The 21,132-nt window shown below is 40.2% G+C and carries 8 protein-coding genes, 4 tRNA genes and 6 rRNA genes; 11 read left to right on the top strand and 7 right to left on the bottom strand.

From position 1 onward, the window contains the following. Positions 1-207 precede the first annotated feature (207 nt). From QE431_RS17635 to thrS, 7 genes are all read right to left on the bottom strand, one after another. Complete coding sequence (locus tag QE431_RS17635; RefSeq protein WP_307298550.1) at positions 208-1,989, bottom strand: tetratricopeptide repeat-containing sensor histidine kinase; 1,782 nt, start codon at positions 1,987-1,989, stop codon at positions 208-210. Between the two features lie 109 nt (positions 1,990-2,098). Continuing rightward, positions 2,099-2,533, bottom strand: a complete 435-nt coding sequence (locus QE431_RS17630) for a carboxymuconolactone decarboxylase family protein (RefSeq protein ID WP_281866487.1) — start codon at positions 2,531-2,533, stop codon at positions 2,099-2,101. Positions 2,534-2,612: 79 nt separating this feature from the next. Then, complete coding sequence (locus QE431_RS17625) at positions 2,613-3,185, bottom strand: Crp/Fnr family transcriptional regulator (RefSeq protein WP_307298547.1); 573 nt, start codon at positions 3,183-3,185, stop codon at positions 2,613-2,615. A gap of 150 nt (positions 3,186-3,335) precedes the next feature. Further along, the gene (gene rplT, locus QE431_RS17620) at positions 3,336-3,680 is read right to left on the bottom strand and encodes a 50S ribosomal protein L20 (RefSeq protein WP_008464948.1); all 345 of its coding nucleotides are present in this window, start codon (positions 3,678-3,680) and stop codon (positions 3,336-3,338) included. Between the two features lie 102 nt (positions 3,681-3,782). Next, complete coding sequence (gene rpmI, locus QE431_RS17615) at positions 3,783-3,980, bottom strand: 50S ribosomal protein L35 (RefSeq protein WP_007810722.1); 198 nt, start codon at positions 3,978-3,980, stop codon at positions 3,783-3,785. Between the two features lie 98 nt (positions 3,981-4,078). Next, positions 4,079-4,633: a translation initiation factor IF-3 gene (gene infC / locus QE431_RS17610; RefSeq protein ID WP_373428954.1), complete on the bottom strand. Its 555-nt coding sequence runs from the start codon at positions 4,631-4,633 to the stop codon at positions 4,079-4,081. A gap of 16 nt (positions 4,634-4,649) precedes the next feature. Then, complete coding sequence (thrS, locus tag QE431_RS17605; RefSeq protein ID WP_307298490.1) at positions 4,650-6,596, bottom strand: threonine--tRNA ligase; 1,947 nt, start codon at positions 6,594-6,596, stop codon at positions 4,650-4,652. A gap of 992 nt (positions 6,597-7,588) precedes the next feature. Between thrS and QE431_RS17600 the strand changes: the two genes are divergently transcribed. From QE431_RS17600 to pafA, 11 genes are all read left to right on the top strand, one after another. Continuing rightward, a 16S ribosomal RNA gene (locus QE431_RS17600) occupies positions 7,589-9,102 on the top strand. A gap of 125 nt (positions 9,103-9,227) precedes the next feature. Further along, a tRNA-Ile gene (locus QE431_RS17595) sits at positions 9,228-9,301 on the top strand. Positions 9,302-9,456: 155 nt separating this feature from the next. Then, a tRNA-Ala gene (locus QE431_RS17590) sits at positions 9,457-9,530 on the top strand. Between the two features lie 128 nt (positions 9,531-9,658). Beyond that, positions 9,659-12,540, top strand: a 23S ribosomal RNA gene (locus tag QE431_RS17585). Positions 12,541-12,722: 182 nt separating this feature from the next. Continuing rightward, a 5S ribosomal RNA gene (gene rrf, locus QE431_RS17580) occupies positions 12,723-12,832 on the top strand. Between the two features lie 1,225 nt (positions 12,833-14,057). Continuing rightward, positions 14,058-15,571, top strand: a 16S ribosomal RNA gene (locus QE431_RS17575). 125 nt (positions 15,572-15,696) lie between these two features. Continuing rightward, positions 15,697-15,770 (top strand) — tRNA-Ile (locus QE431_RS17570). 155 nt (positions 15,771-15,925) lie between these two features. Beyond that, positions 15,926-15,999: transfer RNA gene (locus tag QE431_RS17565), tRNA-Ala, on the top strand. A 127-nt stretch (positions 16,000-16,126) separates the two neighbouring features. After that, positions 16,127-19,008, top strand: a 23S ribosomal RNA gene (locus QE431_RS17560). A 175-nt stretch (positions 19,009-19,183) separates the two neighbouring features. Further along, positions 19,184-19,293, top strand: a 5S ribosomal RNA gene (gene rrf / locus QE431_RS17555). Together the 16S, 23S and 5S rRNA genes with 4 tRNA genes alongside form the textbook arrangement of a ribosomal RNA operon. Before the next feature lie 181 nt (positions 19,294-19,474). Continuing rightward, complete coding sequence (gene pafA / locus QE431_RS17550; protein ID WP_307298488.1) at positions 19,475-21,094, top strand: alkaline phosphatase PafA; 1,620 nt, start codon at positions 19,475-19,477, stop codon at positions 21,092-21,094. Positions 21,095-21,132 lie beyond the last annotated feature (38 nt).

Below are 21,132 nucleotides of genomic sequence, written 5' to 3'. Positions count from 1 at the left end.
CATTTTTTCCTGAATACCAAAAAGCATTAGATTTTTCCATCATTTGTTTAATTGCAGCTGAACGATCGGTGTTGATGTGTAGTACTTTATCGTTTGCCTTAGAAAGCTGTATATAAAAGATCGTTGCCAAAATTATACCGAAGATTAGCAAGCAAAAAATAATGTGTTTTTTTTGAAAAAAGCGAAATAGAAACAAGTTCTTAATCATTATACTGGAACTTTAATTATAACCTTAAAACCTTTTCCTAAACCGGAATGAATTTCAGTGTCACCTCTAACAGCATGAATTCGATTCTCAATATTGCTCAAACCATTTCTTAATATCATTTTATTTTTATCGATTCCTTTTCCGTTATCCGTGTAAGTGATAATTATAATATTCTCCAGTACTTTAAATGTTATTGCTGCTAAACTTGCATCACTATGCTTTTTCATATTTACGAACAATTCCTGTATAGTTCGGTAAATGGATGTTTTTTTATCTTCATTAATTTTATCCCAGTTAATAGTATTGAGACCATTTACTAAAATATTAATATTTGGAGTGTCAAATCCTGATATCATATCTTTTAGCGAAGCTACATAATTGTGATCACTAATGGCAGGAGTATTGTCTTTAGAAATATTTTTTGTTCGGGAGTAGATATTGTCTAGTTTTTTTAATAAATGATTTCTGTTTTCTGGAGAAGTAAGATTTCTGTTTTCGACAAATGCCATTGTGTGATAAATATCATTAGCTAATTCATCATGCAATTTTTTTGAAATTCTGATTTCGCTCTGATAAGTTGCTTCAATTTTTTGACGATTATTTCGTAGTGTTAAAAAAAAGTACAGAAAAACAATTAGGCATGAGGCTAATACGATTATGATATATGATACAATGTTTTTGCTTTGCTGTTTTACTATTTGAAGTTCATTTTTAATTTTTTGAGCTTTTAATTTTAAGTTCTCCTCTTTTTCTTTTTTTGAGTCATATTTGATTTTTGCAAATTGATTTTTAGCTCTTTGTCTTACTTCAAAAATACTATCTATTACTCTTGTATAAAGTAGAGCATTTTTTTTTGAATCAATATCAGAACTATTTTCTATGATAAATTTTAAAGCAAGTAAGCGGTCCTCAGTATTGCCCGATAGTGTATAGTTTTTATAACTTAATTTTGCATATTTTATTGCTAAATCGGCTTTATCATTTTGATAGTATTCGGCGAGATTATAGTAGGTCCTGCCTAAACCCTCTGTATAATTTGCTTTAGACTTTATTTTTAAACTCATTTCAAAAAAATTCAATGCTTTTGAATTCTTGAGTTTATAATAACAATAACCTATATAATCTAATATTTTAGAATAGTTTTCAGGATTTTGTTGTACGATTTTTTCATTACTGATTGAAACAAAAATAGGAAGTGCTTTGTCGAACTTTTGTTGTTTTATGTAAATAACAGCGATATTATTTTTTGCTTCGAGTTTATTTATTTTATTAGTTTTTAACGTAAAAGCTTTAGAGTAATAATATATTGCAGTTGGATAGTCATAGGTGTAATAATAATTCCTTCCCAAAACACTATATATATTCCATATATAATCAGAGTTATTTAATTCATCTAAAAGCGGAACTGTTTCCATTGCTGTTTTAATGCTTCCAACAAAATCTTCATGGTCTTGTTGGATTTCGGCCATGTAGTACATGCAAGAAACATAACTTTTAAGATCTTTTTTAAGATTGCAGGCAACTCTTGCTTTGTTGTAGTAGAAAAAAGCGCTGTCAGTATTATTATGATTATTGTAAAACTTATTTGCTTTACTTATGATCTCCTTAATTTCGATTTCTCTGTTTATTTTTTTTGAGCTATCGACATTTTGCTTTCGACAAGATGTAAGCATTACCAAAGCAGTTATTAAACAAGTAATTATTTGCGCTCTTTTTGGAATCATGCGCCAAAAATAAATATTTCTAGAAATCTCAAAAGAGTATAAATACGGTATTTTCAATTATTTTTAAATGAGGATTTTTTTAATTCTCATTTATAGATAAATACAAAAAGCCCTTTTAAACAAAGGGCTTTGCAGAGTTTTAGGCTTGTAAATTTATCCTTATAAATTATACAGCTCTCAACCCAGTTGTAATAGCAAGTCTATTCCAAGAGTTAATTGTGATAATGGCAAGGATGATTTCAGCAAGATATTTTTCGTCAAAAAATTGTGCTGCGTTTTGGTAAACTTCATCAGAAACATGATTGCTAATTTGGGTTACCTGTTCGGTCAAAGCTAAAATTGCTTTTTCTTCTTCCGTATAAACATCAGCTTCACGCCATGCACTTATTAGGTAGATTCTCTGTTCAGAAATTCCATGTTTTCTAGCGTCAGCGGTATGCATATTTATACAAAATGCACAGCCATTGATTTGCGATGCACGAATCTTAATTAATTCTTTATGTACTGGAGTTAGTGAGGTAGTAGAAATATATTTCTCTAAATTCATTAAAGCTTGATAAGCGTCTGGAGCAACATTCGGGATAACAATTCTTGGTTTCATTTTTATATGTTTTAAAAGTTCATTACAAAGGTCAGTAATGCATACTTTTAAAAACTTGAACTACTTCAAGAAATTAAGGTCACACTTTTCCAGCTCTTATTTTACTCATAAATTCAGCTGAAAAATCTAAATAGGAGGCAAGCATGTATTGAGGAACCCTTTGTACAAAATCTGGATTTAGATTATTAAAATGGTTATATCGTTCTTCTGCAGACATTGTAAATAGAAATTTAATTCTCATCTGCGCGGCGCCAAATGCTTTTTGAGCTACAATTCGAAAGTATCTTTCAAGGTTCGGAATTTGCACAAGCAATGACTCTAAAACTGATTTTTCAATTGCAATAACTTCAGTGGTTTCAACTGCTTGAATGTAGAAATGAGAGGGTATGTGATTGTGGTAACTTAAATAATCTGTTATCCACCAGTTTTCAATGGCGAATTGTAACGTTTGTTCTGTCCCTTTAGAATTGATAATATACTGACGCATGCATCCTTTTACAATAAAATACATAGTATTGCAAACTTGCCCTTCTTGTAAAACTAGATTCTTTTTCTTAATCTGTGTTAAAGTTAAGCATGATTCAAGTATGTCAATTTCGGATGGCTCGAGTGGAACAAACTTCTGGATATGATCTAAAATTGTATTGTGCATTTGAGATTATAGTTTTAAGTAAATTTAATCTAATATTTTAATTCATAAACTAATAAAATTATAGCAGCTATATAAAAACAAAAAACCATCCCGCTTAAAGGATGGTTTTTTTATGATAAGTAAGTAATCTAAATTGAGTTTATAAAACGTTTATTTTACTTTATTAAGTATTGCTTTGAAAGCTTCTGGGTGGTTCATAGCTAAATCTGCAAGAACTTTACGGTTCAATTCGATTCCGTTAGCTTTAACTTTTCCCATGAATTGAGAATAAGACATTCCTTCTAATCTAGCTCCAGCGTTGATACGTTGAATCCATAATGAACGGAAATTTCTTTTATTCTGTTTTCTGTCACGGTAAGCATAGCTCATTGCTTTCTCTACCGCGTTCTTAGCAACTGTCCAAACGTTTTTACGTCTACCAAAGAAACCTTTGGCTTGCTTCATTATTTTTTTTCTTCTTGCTCTTTTAGCAACTGAATTTACCGATCTTGGCATAATTTTAAATGTGTTTTTGTAGCAGGCGTCCTGAATTGAATCAAAGGAACTTGAAAGCCATACTCCAAGGTTATATAAATAATTTTTTAACCTAAAGAATTATTAGATAATTCTTAATTGTTGTTTGATGCTTTTCATATCTGTAGAGTGAACTAGCGCTGAGTGTGTCAAAGCTAATTTACGTTTTTTAGATTTTTTAGTCAAGATGTGACTTTTAAAAGCATGCTTTCTTTTAATCTTTCCAGAGCCAGTAACTTTAAAACGTTTCTTAGCGCTAGATTTTGTTTTCATTTTAGGCATTTTTCCTAGTGTTTTAATTTATTCTTACTTACTTATTTTTTTGTTTCAAGTTTATAGTTTAAAGTTCAGAACTGAACACTGAGACTATAAACTGAGAACTACTTCTTTTTCTTCGGAGCAATGAACATAATCATTCTCTTTCCTTCCAAAACAGGCATAGCTTCAACTTTACCATGTTCTTCTAAATCTTGAGCAAGACGTAATAATAGAATCTGACCTTGATCTTTGTAAATAATAGAACGTCCTTTAAAGAAAACGAAAGCTTTTAATTTAGCTCCTTCTTTTAAGAATTTTTCAGCGTTCTTTCTTTTGAACTCATAATCATGCTCATCAGTTTGAGGACCGAATCTAATTTCTTTTACAACAACTTGAGAAGATTTAGCCTTCAATGCTTTGTCCCTCTTCTTTTGCTCGTAAACAAATTTCTTGTAGTCCATGATTTTACAAACCGGCGGTTCTGCGTTTGGCGAGATCTCAACTAAATCCAATTCAAATTGGTCAGCTAAACGTAACGCTTCTGCGATTTTGAAAACGCCAGGCTCAATATTTTCACCTACAAGACGTACCTCTGGAACACGAATAAGATTGTTTATTCTGTGTGCGTCTTTTTTTTCTACTCGAGGTTGAAAACCTCTGTTGCTTCTTATTGCTATGACTTTATAATTTAAGTTAAACTGTAAAAACTTTTAATGTCTTTTTTATTTCTTCGTTTACAATCGAAGCAAATTCTTCAATAGAAACGGTAATGTTACCTTTTCCTTCTTGCCCGTGGCGACGAATAGAGATTGTACCATTTTTCTCTTCTTCTTCACCTACAATTAGCATAAAAGGGATTTTCTGCATTTCTGCATCTCTGATTTTCTTGCCAATTGTCTCGTTTCGATTGTCAATTAGGGCGCGAATTTCGTGATTTTCTAGCAAATCTAAAACTTTTTTAGCATAATTTTCGTATTTCTCGCTCAAAGACAAGATTATAGCCTGTTCTGGCATTAGCCAAAGTGGGAAATTTCCTGCTGTATGTTCTAGTAGAATTGCTATAAAACGTTCCATCGATCCAAAAGGAGCTCTGTGAATCATAACTGGTCGATGTAATTCATTATCAGCACCTTTGTAAGTTAATTCAAAACGTTCTGGTAAATTGTAATCTACCTGAATTGTTCCTAATTGCCATTGTCTTCCTAAAGCATCCTTAACCATGAAATCAAGTTTCGGACCGTAAAAAGCAGCTTCACCATATTCTACAACAGTATTTAGACCTTTGTCTCTTGCTGCGTTAATAATAGCGTTTTCAGCTTTTTCCCAGTTCTCATCTGTTCCAATGTATTTTTCTCTGTCTTCTTGGTCTCTTAACGAAATTTGAGCAGTAAAGTTTTCAAAACCTAATGAACCAAATACATATAGTACAAGGTCTATTACTTTTTTGAATTCTTCGTCCAATTGTTCTGGAGTACAGAAAATATGCGCATCATCTTGAGTAAATCCTCTTACACGAGTCAAACCATGTAATTCTCCCGATTGCTCATATCTATATACAGTACCAAATTCAGCGTAACGCTTTGGTAAATCTTTATATGACCAAGGTCTTACATTGTAAATTTCACAGTGGTGAGGACAGTTCATTGGTTTCAATAAAAATTCTTCACCTTCTGCAGGAGTATGGATTGGCTGAAAGCTGTCTGCTCCATATTTTGCATAATGTCCAGAGGTTACATAAAGTTCTTTCTGACCAATATGTGGAGTTACCACCTGCTCGTAACCTGCTTTCTTTTGTGCTCTTTTTAGAAATTGCTCCAAACGATCTCTCAATGCAGCTCCTTTTGGCAGCCATAAAGGTAAACCTTGACCAACTTTTTGAGAGAAAGCAAACAATTCAAGTTCCTTTCCTAATTTACGGTGATCACGACGCTTAGCTTCTTCAAGAAGTTCAAGGTATTCAGTTAGATCTTTTTGTTTAGGAAAAGAAGTTCCGTAAACACGAGTCAGCTGTTTGTTCTTTTCATCTCCTCTCCAGTAAGCTCCAGCCACACTCATAATTTTTACAGCTTTGATAATTCCAGTATTCGGAATATGGCCTCCACGGCATAAATCTGTAAAAGTAGAATGGTCGCAAAAAGTAATAGTTCCGTCTTCAAGATTAGAAATCAATTCCGTTTTATAAACATTATCTTTATAGATCTCTAAAGCTTCTGCTTTGCTTACAGGACGCATTTTAAAATCATGTTTCTCTCTCGAAATCTCAAGAACACGGTCTTCAATCTTTTTGAAATCTGCTTCAGATATCTTCTGATCTCCAAAATCTACATCATAATAAAATCCATTAGCAATTGCAGGTCCAAGGGTTAATTTAATTCCTGGGTATAATTCCTCAAGAGCTTGAGCCATTACGTGCGAAGTCGAATGCCAGAAAGCTTTTTTACCTTCAGTATCATTCCAAGTATATAATATAAGATTACCGTCGGTCGTTAATGGAGTTTCGGTTTCAATAGTTGTACCATTAAAAGATGCAGAAATCACATTTCTTGCAAAACCTTCGCTAATGTTTTTAGCGACCTCCATTGGAGTAACGCCTGAAGCGAACTCTCTAATTGACCCATCGGGTAAAGTAATCTTGATCATTGTTTATAATTTTGTGAATGCAAATATAGGTGATTACAAAAACACATACAATATATATGTATAAGTTTACTTTTATATCTATTGCAAGCATCATTATATATAAGTTGAATTATATGGTTATATATATAGGACTAAAAAAATCCTCAGGCTGAGCGAAGTCGAAGCCTCTCACAATGATTTGGAATTTAAAATTTGGAATTTACTTTTAAATAAGAGGCATAATCCCCCTGTCCGTTCCAGCCTTCTTCTTTTTAAAGAAAAAGCAGAAGGATTTTCTCTGAATCCTCGGGACTGTCAGGGCTGGGGCATATATTTTTAAAAGAACATTAGAATAAATAAGGAATATAAAATCTCTTAAAGTGCCGGCACAGGGCAGTAAAAATTAAAAACTCTGCAAAAATGGAATGCAAAATTGGGGTTAAATTGAGGAAATGCTGTCCTGGCAAAGAAAAAACTGACAATGGTTCAAAGAAGCTGATAATGTAAATGGAGAGTTATCAGTGTGTTAAGAAAAACTTTCAATAAAGATGAAAAAAATATAAAAAAAAGTCTTGCAGATGTAAATAAAGGTAGTACTTTTGCACCCGCAGAAACGATAGACGTTCCCTGAAAGACTGACAAGAAAAAGCAATCAAAGCTGAAAAGAAATTTTCAAAAAAGATTAGAAAAAGCTTGTGGGAATGGAAAACGGATATTACATTTGCACCCCGCAATACGGGAAGTTCCTTGAGATACTGAGAGAAGAATTAGAGAAAAAGAGATTTAAAAATTTCGAAAAAAAACTTTAATTTTTTCTTGCAGGAAACAAAAAGAATTTTTAGTTTTGCACCCGCTTTGAAACACAGGCGGAATGATAAAGAAGACACGTTCGTAGACATATTGAATTGACAGCCGTTTTAACAGAGATGTTAAAACAAAAGAATAAGAGTAATAGAATCGTAAGATTCGAAAAGAACCGATAGATAAATCATCGCAGTATAATATTACAATATACGATGAAGAGTTTGATCCTGGCTCAGGATGAACGCTAGCGGCAGGCTTAACACATGCAAGTCGAGGGGTATAAGTCTTCGGATTTAGAGACCGGCGCACGGGTGCGTAACGCGTATGCAATCTGCCTTTCACAGAGGGATAGCCCAGAGAAATTTGGATTAATACCTCATAGTATTACGACCCGGCATCGGGATGTAATTAAAGTCACAACGGTGAAAGATGAGCATGCGTCCCATTAGCTAGTTGGTAAGGTAACGGCTTACCAAGGCAACGATGGGTAGGGGTCCTGAGAGGGAGATCCCCCACACTGGTACTGAGACACGGACCAGACTCCTACGGGAGGCAGCAGTGAGGAATATTGGACAATGGGCGCAAGCCTGATCCAGCCATGCCGCGTGCAGGATGACGGTCCTATGGATTGTAAACTGCTTTTGTACGAGAAGAAACACTGATTCGTGAATCAGCCTGACGGTATCGTAAGAATAAGGATCGGCTAACTCCGTGCCAGCAGCCGCGGTAATACGGAGGATCCAAGCGTTATCCGGAATCATTGGGTTTAAAGGGTCCGTAGGCGGTCTTGTAAGTCAGTGGTGAAAGCCCATCGCTCAACGGTGGAACGGCCATTGATACTGCTGGACTTGAATTATTAGGAAGTAACTAGAATATGTAGTGTAGCGGTGAAATGCTTAGAGATTACATGGAATACCAATTGCGAAGGCAGGTTACTACTAATGGATTGACGCTGATGGACGAAAGCGTGGGTAGCGAACAGGATTAGATACCCTGGTAGTCCACGCCGTAAACGATGGATACTAGCTGTTGGAAGCAATTTCAGTGGCTAAGCGAAAGTGATAAGTATCCCACCTGGGGAGTACGTTCGCAAGAATGAAACTCAAAGGAATTGACGGGGGCCCGCACAAGCGGTGGAGCATGTGGTTTAATTCGATGATACGCGAGGAACCTTACCAAGGCTTAAATGTAGATTGACCGTTTTGGAAACAGAACTTTCGCAAGACAATTTACAAGGTGCTGCATGGTTGTCGTCAGCTCGTGCCGTGAGGTGTCAGGTTAAGTCCTATAACGAGCGCAACCCCTGTTGTTAGTTGCCAGCGAGTCATGTCGGGAACTCTAACAAGACTGCCAGTGCAAACTGTGAGGAAGGTGGGGATGACGTCAAATCATCACGGCCCTTACGCCTTGGGCTACACACGTGCTACAATGGCCGGTACAGAGAGCAGCCACTGGGCGACCAGGAGCGAATCTATAAAGCCGGTCACAGTTCGGATCGGAGTCTGCAACTCGACTCCGTGAAGCTGGAATCGCTAGTAATCGGATATCAGCCATGATCCGGTGAATACGTTCCCGGGCCTTGTACACACCGCCCGTCAAGCCATGGAAGCTGGGGGTGCCTGAAGTCGGTGACCGCAAGGAGCTGCCTAGGGTAAAACTGGTAACTAGGGCTAAGTCGTAACAAGGTAGCCGTACCGGAAGGTGCGGCTGGAACACCTCCTTTCTAGAGCCTCAATTGTTAGCTGAAAGGCACGATGAGGAAAAAAGATGGTTATCTGCAGGTATCTGAATTGGAGATTGTATTACTCTTGCTGTTAATTTAAAAGAAATGAAAATTAAGTAAAACAGAGTCTCGTAGCTCAGCTGGTTAGAGTACTACACTGATAATGTAGGGGTCGGCAGTTCGAGTCTGCCCGGGACTACTTTTTTAAGATTGTTAATTGTAAATTATGAATTATAAATTACAAAAGACGGAATAAAAAAAGACTGTAAGCTTGATTAAAAGGAAATTTTAGGGGTTGAGGCCTTATGAGAACTAATTCATAACTCATAACTAATAACTCATCACTAAGAAAATGGGGGATTAGCTCAGCTGGCTAGAGCGCCTGCCTTGCACGCAGGAGGTCAACGGTTCGACTCCGTTATTCTCCACAGGTCCGAAAGGACAAAAGTTCATTGACATATTGAGATAAGAAAATAATAAGAAAGTAGAAAGCGTTTTTTACAATTTTATTGTAAAAAACAAAAAAAAACGGTCATAATTGATTTTAAGACTGGTACAATAAGCAAAATAAGGGCGTATGGGGGATGCCTAGGCTCTCAGAGGCGATGAAAGGCGTGATAAGCTGCGAAAAGCTGCGGGGACGGGCACACACCGACTGATCCGCAGATACCTGAATGGGGCAACCCGCTATGCTGAAGGCATAGCACACCGATAGGTGGGCAAACCCGCTGAACTGAAACATCTAAGTAGGCGGAGGAGAAGAAAACAAAAGTGATTCCGTAAGTAGTGGCGAGCGAACGCGGATTAGCCCAAACCGGTGCTGTTACGGCAGTGCCGGGGTTGTAGGACCGCGGTATTTTATGTACAAGGAACCGGAAGCTTCTGGAAAGGGGCACCATAGAGGGTGACAGTCCCGTACGGGCAACGAGTATAATAGATAGCGGTATCCTGAGTAGGGCGGGGCACGTGAAACCCTGTCTGAATTTGGCGGGACCATCCGCTAAGGCTAAATACTCCTGAGAGACCGATAGTGAACCAGTACCGTGAGGGAAAGGTGAAAAGAACCGTGAATAACGGAGTGAAATAGATCCTGAAACCATACGCTTACAAGCGGTCGGAGCCCTTTCGTGGGGTGACGGCGTGCCTTTTGCATAATGAGCCTACGAGTTAACGTTGCTGGCAAGGATAAGTGTTTAAGACATGGATCCGCAGCGAAAGCGAGTCTGAATAGGGCGCTTTAGTCAGTAGTGTTAGACGCGAAACCGTGTGATCTACCCATGGGCAGGTTGAAGCTGTGGTAACACACAGTGGAGGACCGAACCGGTTGACGTTGAAAAGTCTTCGGATGACCTGTGGGTAGGGGTGAAAGGCCAATCAAACTCGGAAATAGCTCGTACTCCCCGAAATGCATTTAGGTGCAGCGTTATTTTAGTTATACAGAGGTAGAGCTACTGATTGGATGCGGGGGCTTCACCGCCTACCAATTCCTGACAAACTCCGAATGCTGTATAATGATTGATAACAGTGAGGGCTTGGGTGCTAAGGTCCAAGTCCGAGAGGGAAAGAACCCAGACCATCAGCTAAGGTCCCCAAATATATGCTAAGTTGAAAGAACGAGGTTTGTCTGCCCAGACAGCTAGGATGTTGGCTTGGAAGCAGCCATTCATTTAAAGAGTGCGTAACAGCTCACTAGTCGAGCGGACGAGCATGGATAATAATCGGGCATAAGCATATTACCGAAGCTATGGATTTACAGTTTACTGTAAGTGGTAGGGGAGCATTCTGACAGGGCAGAAGGTGTATCGTAAGGTATGCTGGACCGGTCAGAAAAGAAAATGTAGGCATAAGTAACGATAATGCGGGCGAGAAACCCGCACACCGAAAAACTAAGGTTTCCACAGCTATGCTAATCAGCTGTGGGTTAGTCTGGTCCTAAGGCGAACCCGAAAGGGACAGTCGATGGCCAACGGGTTAATATTCCCGTACTGCTTATTACTGTGATGGGGTGACGGAGTGATGAAAGCGCCGCGGACTGACGGAATAGTTCGTTAAAGTACCTAGCTATATTCTCTGCAGGCAAATCCGCAGAGAATGGTGAAATACGATAGTACTCGGAGTCTTCGGACAAAGAGATAGTGCGCCTAAGGGCTTCCAAGAAAAACCTCTAAACTTCAGGTAATAAGCACCAGTACCGTAAACCGACACAGGTAGTTGAGGAGAGAATCCTAAGGTGCTCGAGAGATTCATGGCTAAGGAATTAGGCAAAATAGACCTGTAACTTCGGGAGAAAGGTCGCCCCGAGCAATCGGGGCCGCAGTGAAGAGGTCCAGGCGACTGTTTATCAAAAACACAGGGCTCTGCAAAATCGTAAGATGAAGTATAGGGCCTGACACCTGCCCGGTGCTGGAAGGTTAAGAGGAGATGTTATCTTCGGAGAAGCATTGAATTGAAGCCCCAGTAAACGGCGGCCGTAACTATAACGGTCCTAAGGTAGCGAAATTCCTTGTCGGGTAAGTTCCGACCTGCACGAATGGTGTAACGATCTGGACACTGTCTCAGCCATGAGCTCGGTGAAATTGTAGTAACGGTGAAGATGCCGTTTACCCGCAGTGGGACGAAAAGACCCTGTGCACCTTTACTATAGCTTAGTATTGACCTTGGATAAATGATGTGTAGGATAGGTTGGAGACTTTGAAGGGGCGTCGCCAGGCGCTTTGGAGTCATTGTTGAAATACAACCCTTTGTTTATCTGAGGCCTAACCCCGCAAAAGCGGGGGACATTGCTTGGTGGGTAGTTTGACTGGGGTGGTCGCCTCCAAAAGAGTAACGGAGGCTTCTAAAGGTTCCCTCAGTACGCTTGGTAACCGTGCGTAGAGTGCAATGGCATAAGGGAGCTTGACTGAGAGACATACAGGTCGATCAGGTACGAAAGTAGAGCATAGTGATCCGGTGGTTCCGCATGGAAGGGCCATCGCTCAAAGGATAAAAGGTACGCCGGGGATAACAGGCTGATCTCCCCCAAGAGCTCATATCGACGGGGGGGTTTGGCACCTCGATGTCGGCTCGTCACATCCTGGGGCTGGAGAAGGTCCCAAGGGTTGGGCTGTTCGCCCATTAAAGTGGCACGCGAGCTGGGTTCAGAACGTCGTGAGACAGTTCGGTCTCTATCTACTGCGGGCGTTAGAAATTTGAGTGGATCTGATTCTAGTACGAGAGGACCGAATTGGACAAACCTCTAGTGTATCTGTTGTCCCGCCAGGGGCACCGCAGAGTAGCTACGTTTGGAAGGGATAAGCGCTGAAAGCATATAAGCGCGAAACCCACCACAAGATGAGATTTCTTTTAAGGATCGTGGAAGATGACCACGTTGATAGGCTATAGATGTAAAGGCAGTAATGTCATAGTCGAGTAGTACTAATAATCCGTAAGCTTATGTACACCCTTTTCTCTCCCGCCGCAAGACGGGAGGGAAGAAACTTTCTAAAATATATTTACTTTTCTTTATCTCAGTATGTTAAAATATTTGCCCGTCGCGGGCAGTTATGAGTCTTGGGTTATAAGTGAGGAGTTGAAAAACAATAAACTCTGAACCAAAATCCAAAAACCATAACTAAAAACCTTAAGGTGGTTATTGCGGCGGGGCTCACCTCTTCCCATCCCGAACAGAGTAGTTAAGCCCGCCTGCGCAGATGGTACTGCAGCATTGTGGGAGAGTATGTCGCCGCCTTTTTTTCAAAAACCCTGTTTCTAATCGAAACAGGGTTTTTTCGTTTTTATTGGTTTATCTTGATTCTAATTGAGTTGTTGTTTTATTGATTAATCAGCTCTATGATTTTGTATGTCATAATATTGTCTTATGATTTCTAATAGGTAATGTACCTTGTCTTTTATTCTTGGGTATGTTATGTCTGCAGTCCAATCTGCTCTTGTACTTTGAGTTAATTCCTTTTATTTAATTTGGATATTTGTACATCTAGGGTATTGAATTTGTTGTCTTATGGGATCTTCTAACTTTAGATCAATAAATATTGATCACGTAAAAAAAACAAGCAATTTGTCTCTGCCCATCTTTATCTGACATGTTTTTAAATCATCTTTTAGTATATAATACAGTTTCCTGCCGCCGGTTTTTGGAATCTTATGACGAACCGATATCTCTGTGGATTTGAGGTGGTTTTTGTCGGGAGCTGACTTTAATTGATTTGATTTCTGTTTGTAAATAAGCTGGTTTGTGATAACCAAATGCTCTGCATATTCACTAATCCTGTATATGCAATTTATTTTTTGGACTGTTTTGAACCAGGCTTTTGATGACGGCGAAGAAGATTTACTTGTAGAATAATTTCAATTCTTTTATAACCTTTTTTGGGGAATATCTCATCTATAGCTTTTTTTAGGATGAAATAAGAAGAAATAAATCATAATTATCAAAAAAGTTGATAAATGTAAATTAGCAGTTATCAGTGTGTTAAGAAAAAATTTCAAAAAAGATGAAAAAAATATAAAAAAAAGTCTTGCAGATGTAAATAAAGGTGGTACTTTTGCACCCGCAACAACGCAATGTTCACAGACAGACTGGCAGGAAAAAGTAATTAAATGCGAAAATAAATTTTCAAAAAAGATTAGAAAAAGCTTGTGGGAATGGAAAACGGATATTACATTTGCACCCCGCAAATACGGGAAGTTCCTTGAGATACTGAGAGAAGAATTAGAGAAAAAGAGATTTAAAAATTTCAAAAAAAAAACTTTAATTTTTTCTTGCAGGAAACAAAAAGAATTTTTAGTTTTGCACCCGCTTTGAAACACAGGCGGAATGATAAAGAAGACACGTTCGTAGACATATTGAATTGACAGCCGTTTTAACAGAGATGTTAAAACAAAAGAATAAGAGTAATAGAATCGTAAGATTCGAAAAGAACCGATAGATAAATCATCGCAGTATAATATTACAATATACGATGAAGAGTTTGATCCTGGCTCAGGATGAACGCTAGCGGCAGGCTTAACACATGCAAGTCGAGGGGTATAAGTCTTCGGATTTAGAGACCGGCGCACGGGTGCGTAACGCGTATGCAATCTGCCTTTCACAGAGGGATAGCCCAGAGAAATTTGGATTAATACCTCATAGTATTACGACCCGGCATCGGGATGTAATTAAAGTCACAACGGTGAAAGATGAGCATGCGTCCCATTAGCTAGTTGGTAAGGTAACGGCTTACCAAGGCAACGATGGGTAGGGGTCCTGAGAGGGAGATCCCCCACACTGGTACTGAGACACGGACCAGACTCCTACGGGAGGCAGCAGTGAGGAATATTGGACAATGGGCGCAAGCCTGATCCAGCCATGCCGCGTGCAGGATGACGGTCCTATGGATTGTAAACTGCTTTTGTACGAGAAGAAACACTGATTCGTGAATCAGCCTGACGGTATCGTAAGAATAAGGATCGGCTAACTCCGTGCCAGCAGCCGCGGTAATACGGAGGATCCAAGCGTTATCCGGAATCATTGGGTTTAAAGGGTCCGTAGGCGGTCTTGTAAGTCAGTGGTGAAAGCCCATCGCTCAACGGTGGAACGGCCATTGATACTGCTGGACTTGAATTATTAGGAAGTAACTAGAATATGTAGTGTAGCGGTGAAATGCTTAGAGATTACATGGAATACCAATTGCGAAGGCAGGTTACTACTAATGGATTGACGCTGATGGACGAAAGCGTGGGTAGCGAACAGGATTAGATACCCTGGTAGTCCACGCCGTAAACGATGGATACTAGCTGTTGGAAGCAATTTCAGTGGCTAAGCGAAAGTGATAAGTATCCCACCTGGGGAGTACGTTCGCAAGAATGAAACTCAAAGGAATTGACGGGGGCCCGCACAAGCGGTGGAGCATGTGGTTTAATTCGATGATACGCGAGGAACCTTACCAAGGCTTAAATGTAGATTGACCGTTTTGGAAACAGAACTTTCGCAAGACAATTTACAAGGTGCTGCATGGTTGTCGTCAGCTCGTGCCGTGAGGTGTCAGGTTAAGTCCTATAACGAGCGCAACCCCTGTTGTTAGTTGCCAGCGAGTCATGTCGGGAACTCTAACAAGACTGCCAGTGCAAACTGTGAGGAAGGTGGGGATGACGTCAAATCATCACGGCCCTTACGCCTTGGGCTACACACGTGCTACAATGGCCGGTACAGAGAGCAGCCACTGGGCGACCAGGAGCGAATCTATAAAGCCGGTCACAGTTCGGATCGGAGTCTGCAACTCGACTCCGTGAAGCTGGAATCGCTAGTAATCGGATATCAGCCATGATCCGGTGAATACGTTCCCGGGCCTTGTACACACCGCCCGTCAAGCCATGGAAGCTGGGGGTGCCTGAAGTCGGTGACCGCAAGGAGCTGCCTAGGGTAAAACTGGTAACTAGGGCTAAGTCGTAACAAGGTAGCCGTACCGGAAGGTGCGGCTGGAACACCTCCTTTCTAGAGCCTCAATTGTTAGCTGAAAGGCACGATGAGGAAAAAAGATGGTTATCTGCAGGTATCTGAATTGGAGATTGTATTACTCTTGCTGTTAATTTAAAAGAAATGAAAATTAAGTAAAACAGAGTCTCGTAGCTCAGCTGGTTAGAGTACTACACTGATAATGTAGGGGTCGGCAGTTCGAGTCTGCCCGGGACTACTTTTTTAAGATTGTTAATTGTAAATTATGAATTATAAATTACAAAAGACGGAATAAAAAAAGACTGTAAGCTTGATTAAAAGGAAATTTTAGGGGTTGAGGCCTTATGAGAACTAATTCATAACTCATAACTAATAACTCATCACTAAGAAAATGGGGGATTAGCTCAGCTGGCTAGAGCGCCTGCCTTGCACGCAGGAGGTCAACGGTTCGACTCCGTTATTCTCCACAGGTCCGAAAGGACAAAAGTTCATTGACATATTGAGATAAGAAAATAATAAGAAAGTAGAAAGCGTTTTTTGTTATTAGTAACAAAAAACAAAAAAAAACGGTCATAATTGATTTTAAGACTGGTACAATAAGCAAAATAAGGGCGTATGGGGGATGCCTAGGCTCTCAGAGGCGATGAAAGGCGTGATAAGCTGCGAAAAGCTGCGGGGACGGGCACACACCGACTGATCCGCAGATACCTGAATGGGGCAACCCGCTATGCTGAAGGCATAGCACACCGATAGGTGGGCAAACCCGCTGAACTGAAACATCTAAGTAGGCGGAGGAGAAGAAAACAAAAGTGATTCCGTAAGTAGTGGCGAGCGAACGCGGATTAGCCCAAACCGGTGCTGTTACGGCAGTGCCGGGGTTGTAGGACCGCGGTATTTTATGTACAAGGAACCGGAAGCTTCTGGAAAGGGGCACCATAGAGGGTGACAGTCCCGTACGGGCAACGAGTATAATAGATAGCGGTATCCTGAGTAGGGCGGGGCACGTGAAACCCTGTCTGAATTTGGCGGGACCATCCGCTAAGGCTAAATACTCCTGAGAGACCGATAGTGAACCAGTACCGTGAGGGAAAGGTGAAAAGAACCGTGAATAACGGAGTGAAATAGATCCTGAAACCATACGCTTACAAGCGGTCGGAGCCCTTTCGTGGGGTGACGGCGTGCCTTTTGCATAATGAGCCTACGAGTTAACGTTGCTGGCAAGGATAAGTGTTTAAGACATGGATCCGCAGCGAAAGCGAGTCTGAATAGGGCGCTTTAGTCAGTAGTGTTAGACGCGAAACCGTGTGATCTACCCATGGGCAGGTTGAAGCTGTGGTAACACACAGTGGAGGACCGAACCGGTTGACGTTGAAAAGTCTTCGGATGACCTGTGGGTAGGGGTGAAAGGCCAATCAAACTCGGAAATAGCTCGTACTCCCCGAAATGCATTTAGGTGCAGCGTTATTTTAGTTATACAGAGGTAGAGCTACTGATTGGATGCGGGGGCTTCACCGCCTACCAATTCCTGACAAACTCCGAATGCTGTATAATGATTGATAACAGTGAGGGCTTGGGTGCTAAGGTCCAAGTCCGAGAGGGAAAGAACCCAGACCATCAGCTAAGGTCCCCAAATATATGCTAAGTTGAAAGAACGAGGTTTGTCTGCCCAGACAGCTAGGATGTTGGCTTGGAAGCAGCCATTCATTTAAAGAGTGCGTAACAGCTCACTAGTCGAGCGGACGAGCATGGATAATAATCGGGCATAAGCATATTACCGAAGCTATGGATTTACAGTTTACTGTAAGTGGTAGGGGAGCATTCTGACAGGGCAGAAGGTGTATCGTAAGGTATGCTGGACCGGTCAGAAAAGAAAATGTAGGCATAAGTAACGATAATGCGGGCGAGAAACCCGCACACCGAAAAACTAAGGTTTCCACAGCTATGCTAATCAGCTGTGGGTTAGTCTGGTCCTAAGGCGAACCCGAAAGGGACAGTCGATGGCCAACGGGTTAATATTCCCGTACTGCTTATTACTGTGATGGGGTGACGGAGTGATGAAAGCGCCGCGGACTGACGGAATAGTTCGTTAAAGTACCTAGCTATATTCTCTGCAGGCAAATCCGCAGAGAATGGTGAAATACGATAGTACTCGGAGTCTTCGGACAAAGAGATAGTGCGCCTAAGGGCTTCCAAGAAAAACCTCTAAACTTCAGGTAATAAGCACCAGTACCGTAAACCGACACAGGTAGTTGAGGAGAGAATCCTAAGGTGCTCGAGAGATTCATGGCTAAGGAATTAGGCAAAATAGACCTGTAACTTCGGGAGAAAGGTCGCCCCGAGCAATCGGGGCCGCAGTGAAGAGGTCCAGGCGACTGTTTATCAAAAACACAGGGCTCTGCAAAATCGTAAGATGAAGTATAGGGCCTGACACCTGCCCGGTGCTGGAAGGTTAAGAGGAGATGTTATCTTCGGAGAAGCATTGAATTGAAGCCCCAGTAAACGGCGGCCGTAACTATAACGGTCCTAAGGTAGCGAAATTCCTTGTCGGGTAAGTTCCGACCTGCACGAATGGTGTAACGATCTGGACACTGTCTCAGCCATGAGCTCGGTGAAATTGTAGTAACGGTGAAGATGCCGTTTACCCGCAGTGGGACGAAAAGACCCTGTGCACCTTTACTATAGCTTAGTATTGACCTTGGATAAATGATGTGTAGGATAGGTTGGAGACTTTGAAGGGGCGTCGCCAGGCGCTTTGGAGTCATTGTTGAAATACAACCCTTTGTTTATCTGAGGCCTAACCCCGCAAAAGCGGGGGACATTGCTTGGTGGGTAGTTTGACTGGGGTGGTCGCCTCCAAAAGAGTAACGGAGGCTTCTAAAGGTTCCCTCAGTACGCTTGGTAACCGTGCGTAGAGTGCAATGGCATAAGGGAGCTTGACTGAGAGACATACAGGTCGATCAGGTACGAAAGTAGAGCATAGTGATCCGGTGGTTCCGCATGGAAGGGCCATCGCTCAAAGGATAAAAGGTACGCCGGGGATAACAGGCTGATCTCCCCCAAGAGCTCATATCGACGGGGGGGTTTGGCACCTCGATGTCGGCTCGTCACATCCTGGGGCTGGAGAAGGTCCCAAGGGTTGGGCTGTTCGCCCATTAAAGTGGCACGCGAGCTGGGTTCAGAACGTCGTGAGACAGTTCGGTCTCTATCTACTGCGGGCGTTAGAAATTTGAGTGGATCTGATTCTAGTACGAGAGGACCGAATTGGACAAACCTCTAGTGTATCTGTTGTCCCGCCAGGGGCACCGCAGAGTAGCTACGTTTGGAAGGGATAAGCGCTGAAAGCATATAAGCGCGAAACCCACCACAAGATGAGATTTCTTTTAAGGATCGTGGAAGATGACCACGTTGATAGGCTATAGATGTAAAGGCAGTAATGTCATAGTCGAGTAGTACTAATAATCCGTAAGCTTATGTACACCCTTTTCTCTCCCGCCGCAAGACGGGAGGGAAGAAACTTTCTAAAATATATTTACTTTTCTTTATCTCAGTATGTTAAAATATTTGCCTGTCGCGGGCAGTTATGAGTCTTGGGTTATAAGTCAGGAGTTGAAAAACAATAAACTCTGAACCAAAATCCATAACTAAAAACCTTAAGGTGGTTATTGCGGCGGGGCTCACCTCTTCCCATCCCGAACAGAGTAGTTAAGCCCGCCTGCGCAGATGGTACTGCAGTATTGTGGGAGAGTATGTCGCCGCCTTTTTTTCAAAAAAACCTGTTTCTAATCGAAACAGGTTTTTTTGTTTTTATTGGTTTTGTATATTTTAGTTTTTACTAAAAAGCTCAAACTGTTAAATTATAGTCAATTGTTTGTTCTTCTATATTCATACTTTAGAAGTTTTAAATTTGAATGAGTATTTTTGTGCTCAAATTATTATTTAAACATGAGAAAAAGTATTTTACTGTTGGCACTTTTTATAATTACAAATCTAAGTGCACAACAACGTCCTAAGTTAGTTGTAGGTATAGTAGTTGATCAAATGAAAATGGAATATTTATATCGTTTTTCAGATGATTTTTCCCCGAATGGTTTTAAAAAGTTAATGAATAATGGATATGTTTTTCAGAATATGCATTATAATTATATGCCAACCTATACTGCGCCGGGACATGCTTCTATATACACTGGTACAACTCCTGCTACACACGGAATCGTAGGCAACGAATGGTTTAGCAGAACTCTTGGAAAAGAGATGTACTGCACAGATGACGCAGATGTGAAAACTGTGGGAGACGGAACTGCTGAAGAAGGTGCAATGTCTCCTAAAAATCTTCAAAGTACTACAATAACTGACGAAGTTCGAATGTCAACTAATTTTGCTGGAAAAGTTATTGGAATGAGTCTTAAAGATCGTGGAGCAATTTTACCAGCTGGTCATTTTGCAAATTGGGCTTTTTGGTACAGTAAAACCGGTTCGTTTATTTCTAGCAGTTTTTATGGAGAAAAATTACCAGAATGGGTGTCTGAATTCAATAATGAAAAAAACTACTTAAAATATATTGATAAAGGCTGGGATTTGTATAAACCAGCTTCAGTTTATAATGAAAGTCTCCCAGATAATAATCCTTATGAGGGGAAATTGTACGGAAGTGCTGCTCCAGTTTTTCCATACGATTTGAAAACTATGTATGAGAAAAATGATGCTGGAATTATTCGTGCTACTCCTTATGGAAACGATCTTTTGGCAGATTTTGCTAAAAGAGCAATTGAAAAAGAAGAATTAGGAAAAGATAATATTACAGACTTCCTAACTGTGAGTTTTTCTTCAACTGATTACGTAGGTCATTTACTTGGACCAAGATCTATGGAACTTCAGGATACTTACTTGAGGCTAGATCAAACTATTGCTGATTTCTTAACCTATTTGGATAAAACTGTTGGTAAAGGTAATTATTTGTTGTTCCTAACTGCGGATCACGCAGGAGCAGAGAATGTAATTTACTTAAAAGACCGTAAATACAATGTAGATAACTATCCGTCAAAAGAAGTTAAGAAAAGCATGCAAGATTTCTCAGTAAAAACTTTTGGAGTAGATCTGGTTTTAAACTATTCGAATTTTAATGTTTTCTTGAATAAGAAGATAATTAAAGATAAAGGTTTAGAATTATCTAAAGTTAAAAAAGCTTTTAAAGATTTCTTGATTTCTCAACCACAAGTTAAAAAGGTTTATACAGAAGAAGAAATTCTAGCTAATGGCGGAAACGATTACGCTCTTAATTTTGTGGCTAAAGGATATGATGTTACACAAAATGGTGATTTAGTTATAGTTGATAAACCAGGGGATATTGAATATAGCACGACAGGTACATCTCATGGAACGATCTACAGTTATGATACTCATGTCCCAGCTATTTTTTACGGGTGGCATATCAAAAAAGGGGAATCTTATGAGAAAAAAGCAATTACTGAAATAGCTCCGACAATTGCTCAAAAAATTAAAGTTACTTTTCCTAATGGAACTGAAGCAAAAGTATTGCAGGAAGTTTTAGATGAAAAGAAATAACATCTTAATATTATTAGAAATAGAAAACCTGTCTTTTA

The organism is Flavobacterium sp. SORGH_AS_0622 (assembly GCF_030818825.1).
In the GTDB taxonomy this organism is placed as follows: domain Bacteria; phylum Bacteroidota; class Bacteroidia; order Flavobacteriales; family Flavobacteriaceae; genus Flavobacterium.
The sequence above is the reverse complement of the archived record's forward strand: the minus strand, read 5'-3'. Positions and strand labels throughout refer to the sequence as shown.

Bases quoted from the DNA above. Each gene is read 5' to 3' on its own strand.
- thrS (WP_307298490.1), bottom strand. From the start codon at position 6,596: ATGATCAAGATTACTTTACCCGATGGGTCAATTAGAGAGTTCGCTTCA.
- rpmI (WP_007810722.1), bottom strand. From the start codon at position 3,980: ATGCCTAAAATGAAAACAAAATCTAGCGCTAAGAAACGTTTTAAAGTT.
- QE431_RS17630 (WP_281866487.1), bottom strand. From the start codon at position 2,533: ATGAAACCAAGAATTGTTATCCCGAATGTTGCTCCAGACGCTTATCAA.
- pafA (WP_307298488.1), top strand. From the start codon at position 19,475: ATGAGAAAAAGTATTTTACTGTTGGCACTTTTTATAATTACAAATCTA.
- rplT (WP_008464948.1), bottom strand. From the start codon at position 3,680: ATGCCAAGATCGGTAAATTCAGTTGCTAAAAGAGCAAGAAGAAAAAAA.
- QE431_RS17625 (WP_307298547.1), bottom strand. From the start codon at position 3,185: ATGCACAATACAATTTTAGATCATATCCAGAAGTTTGTTCCACTCGAG.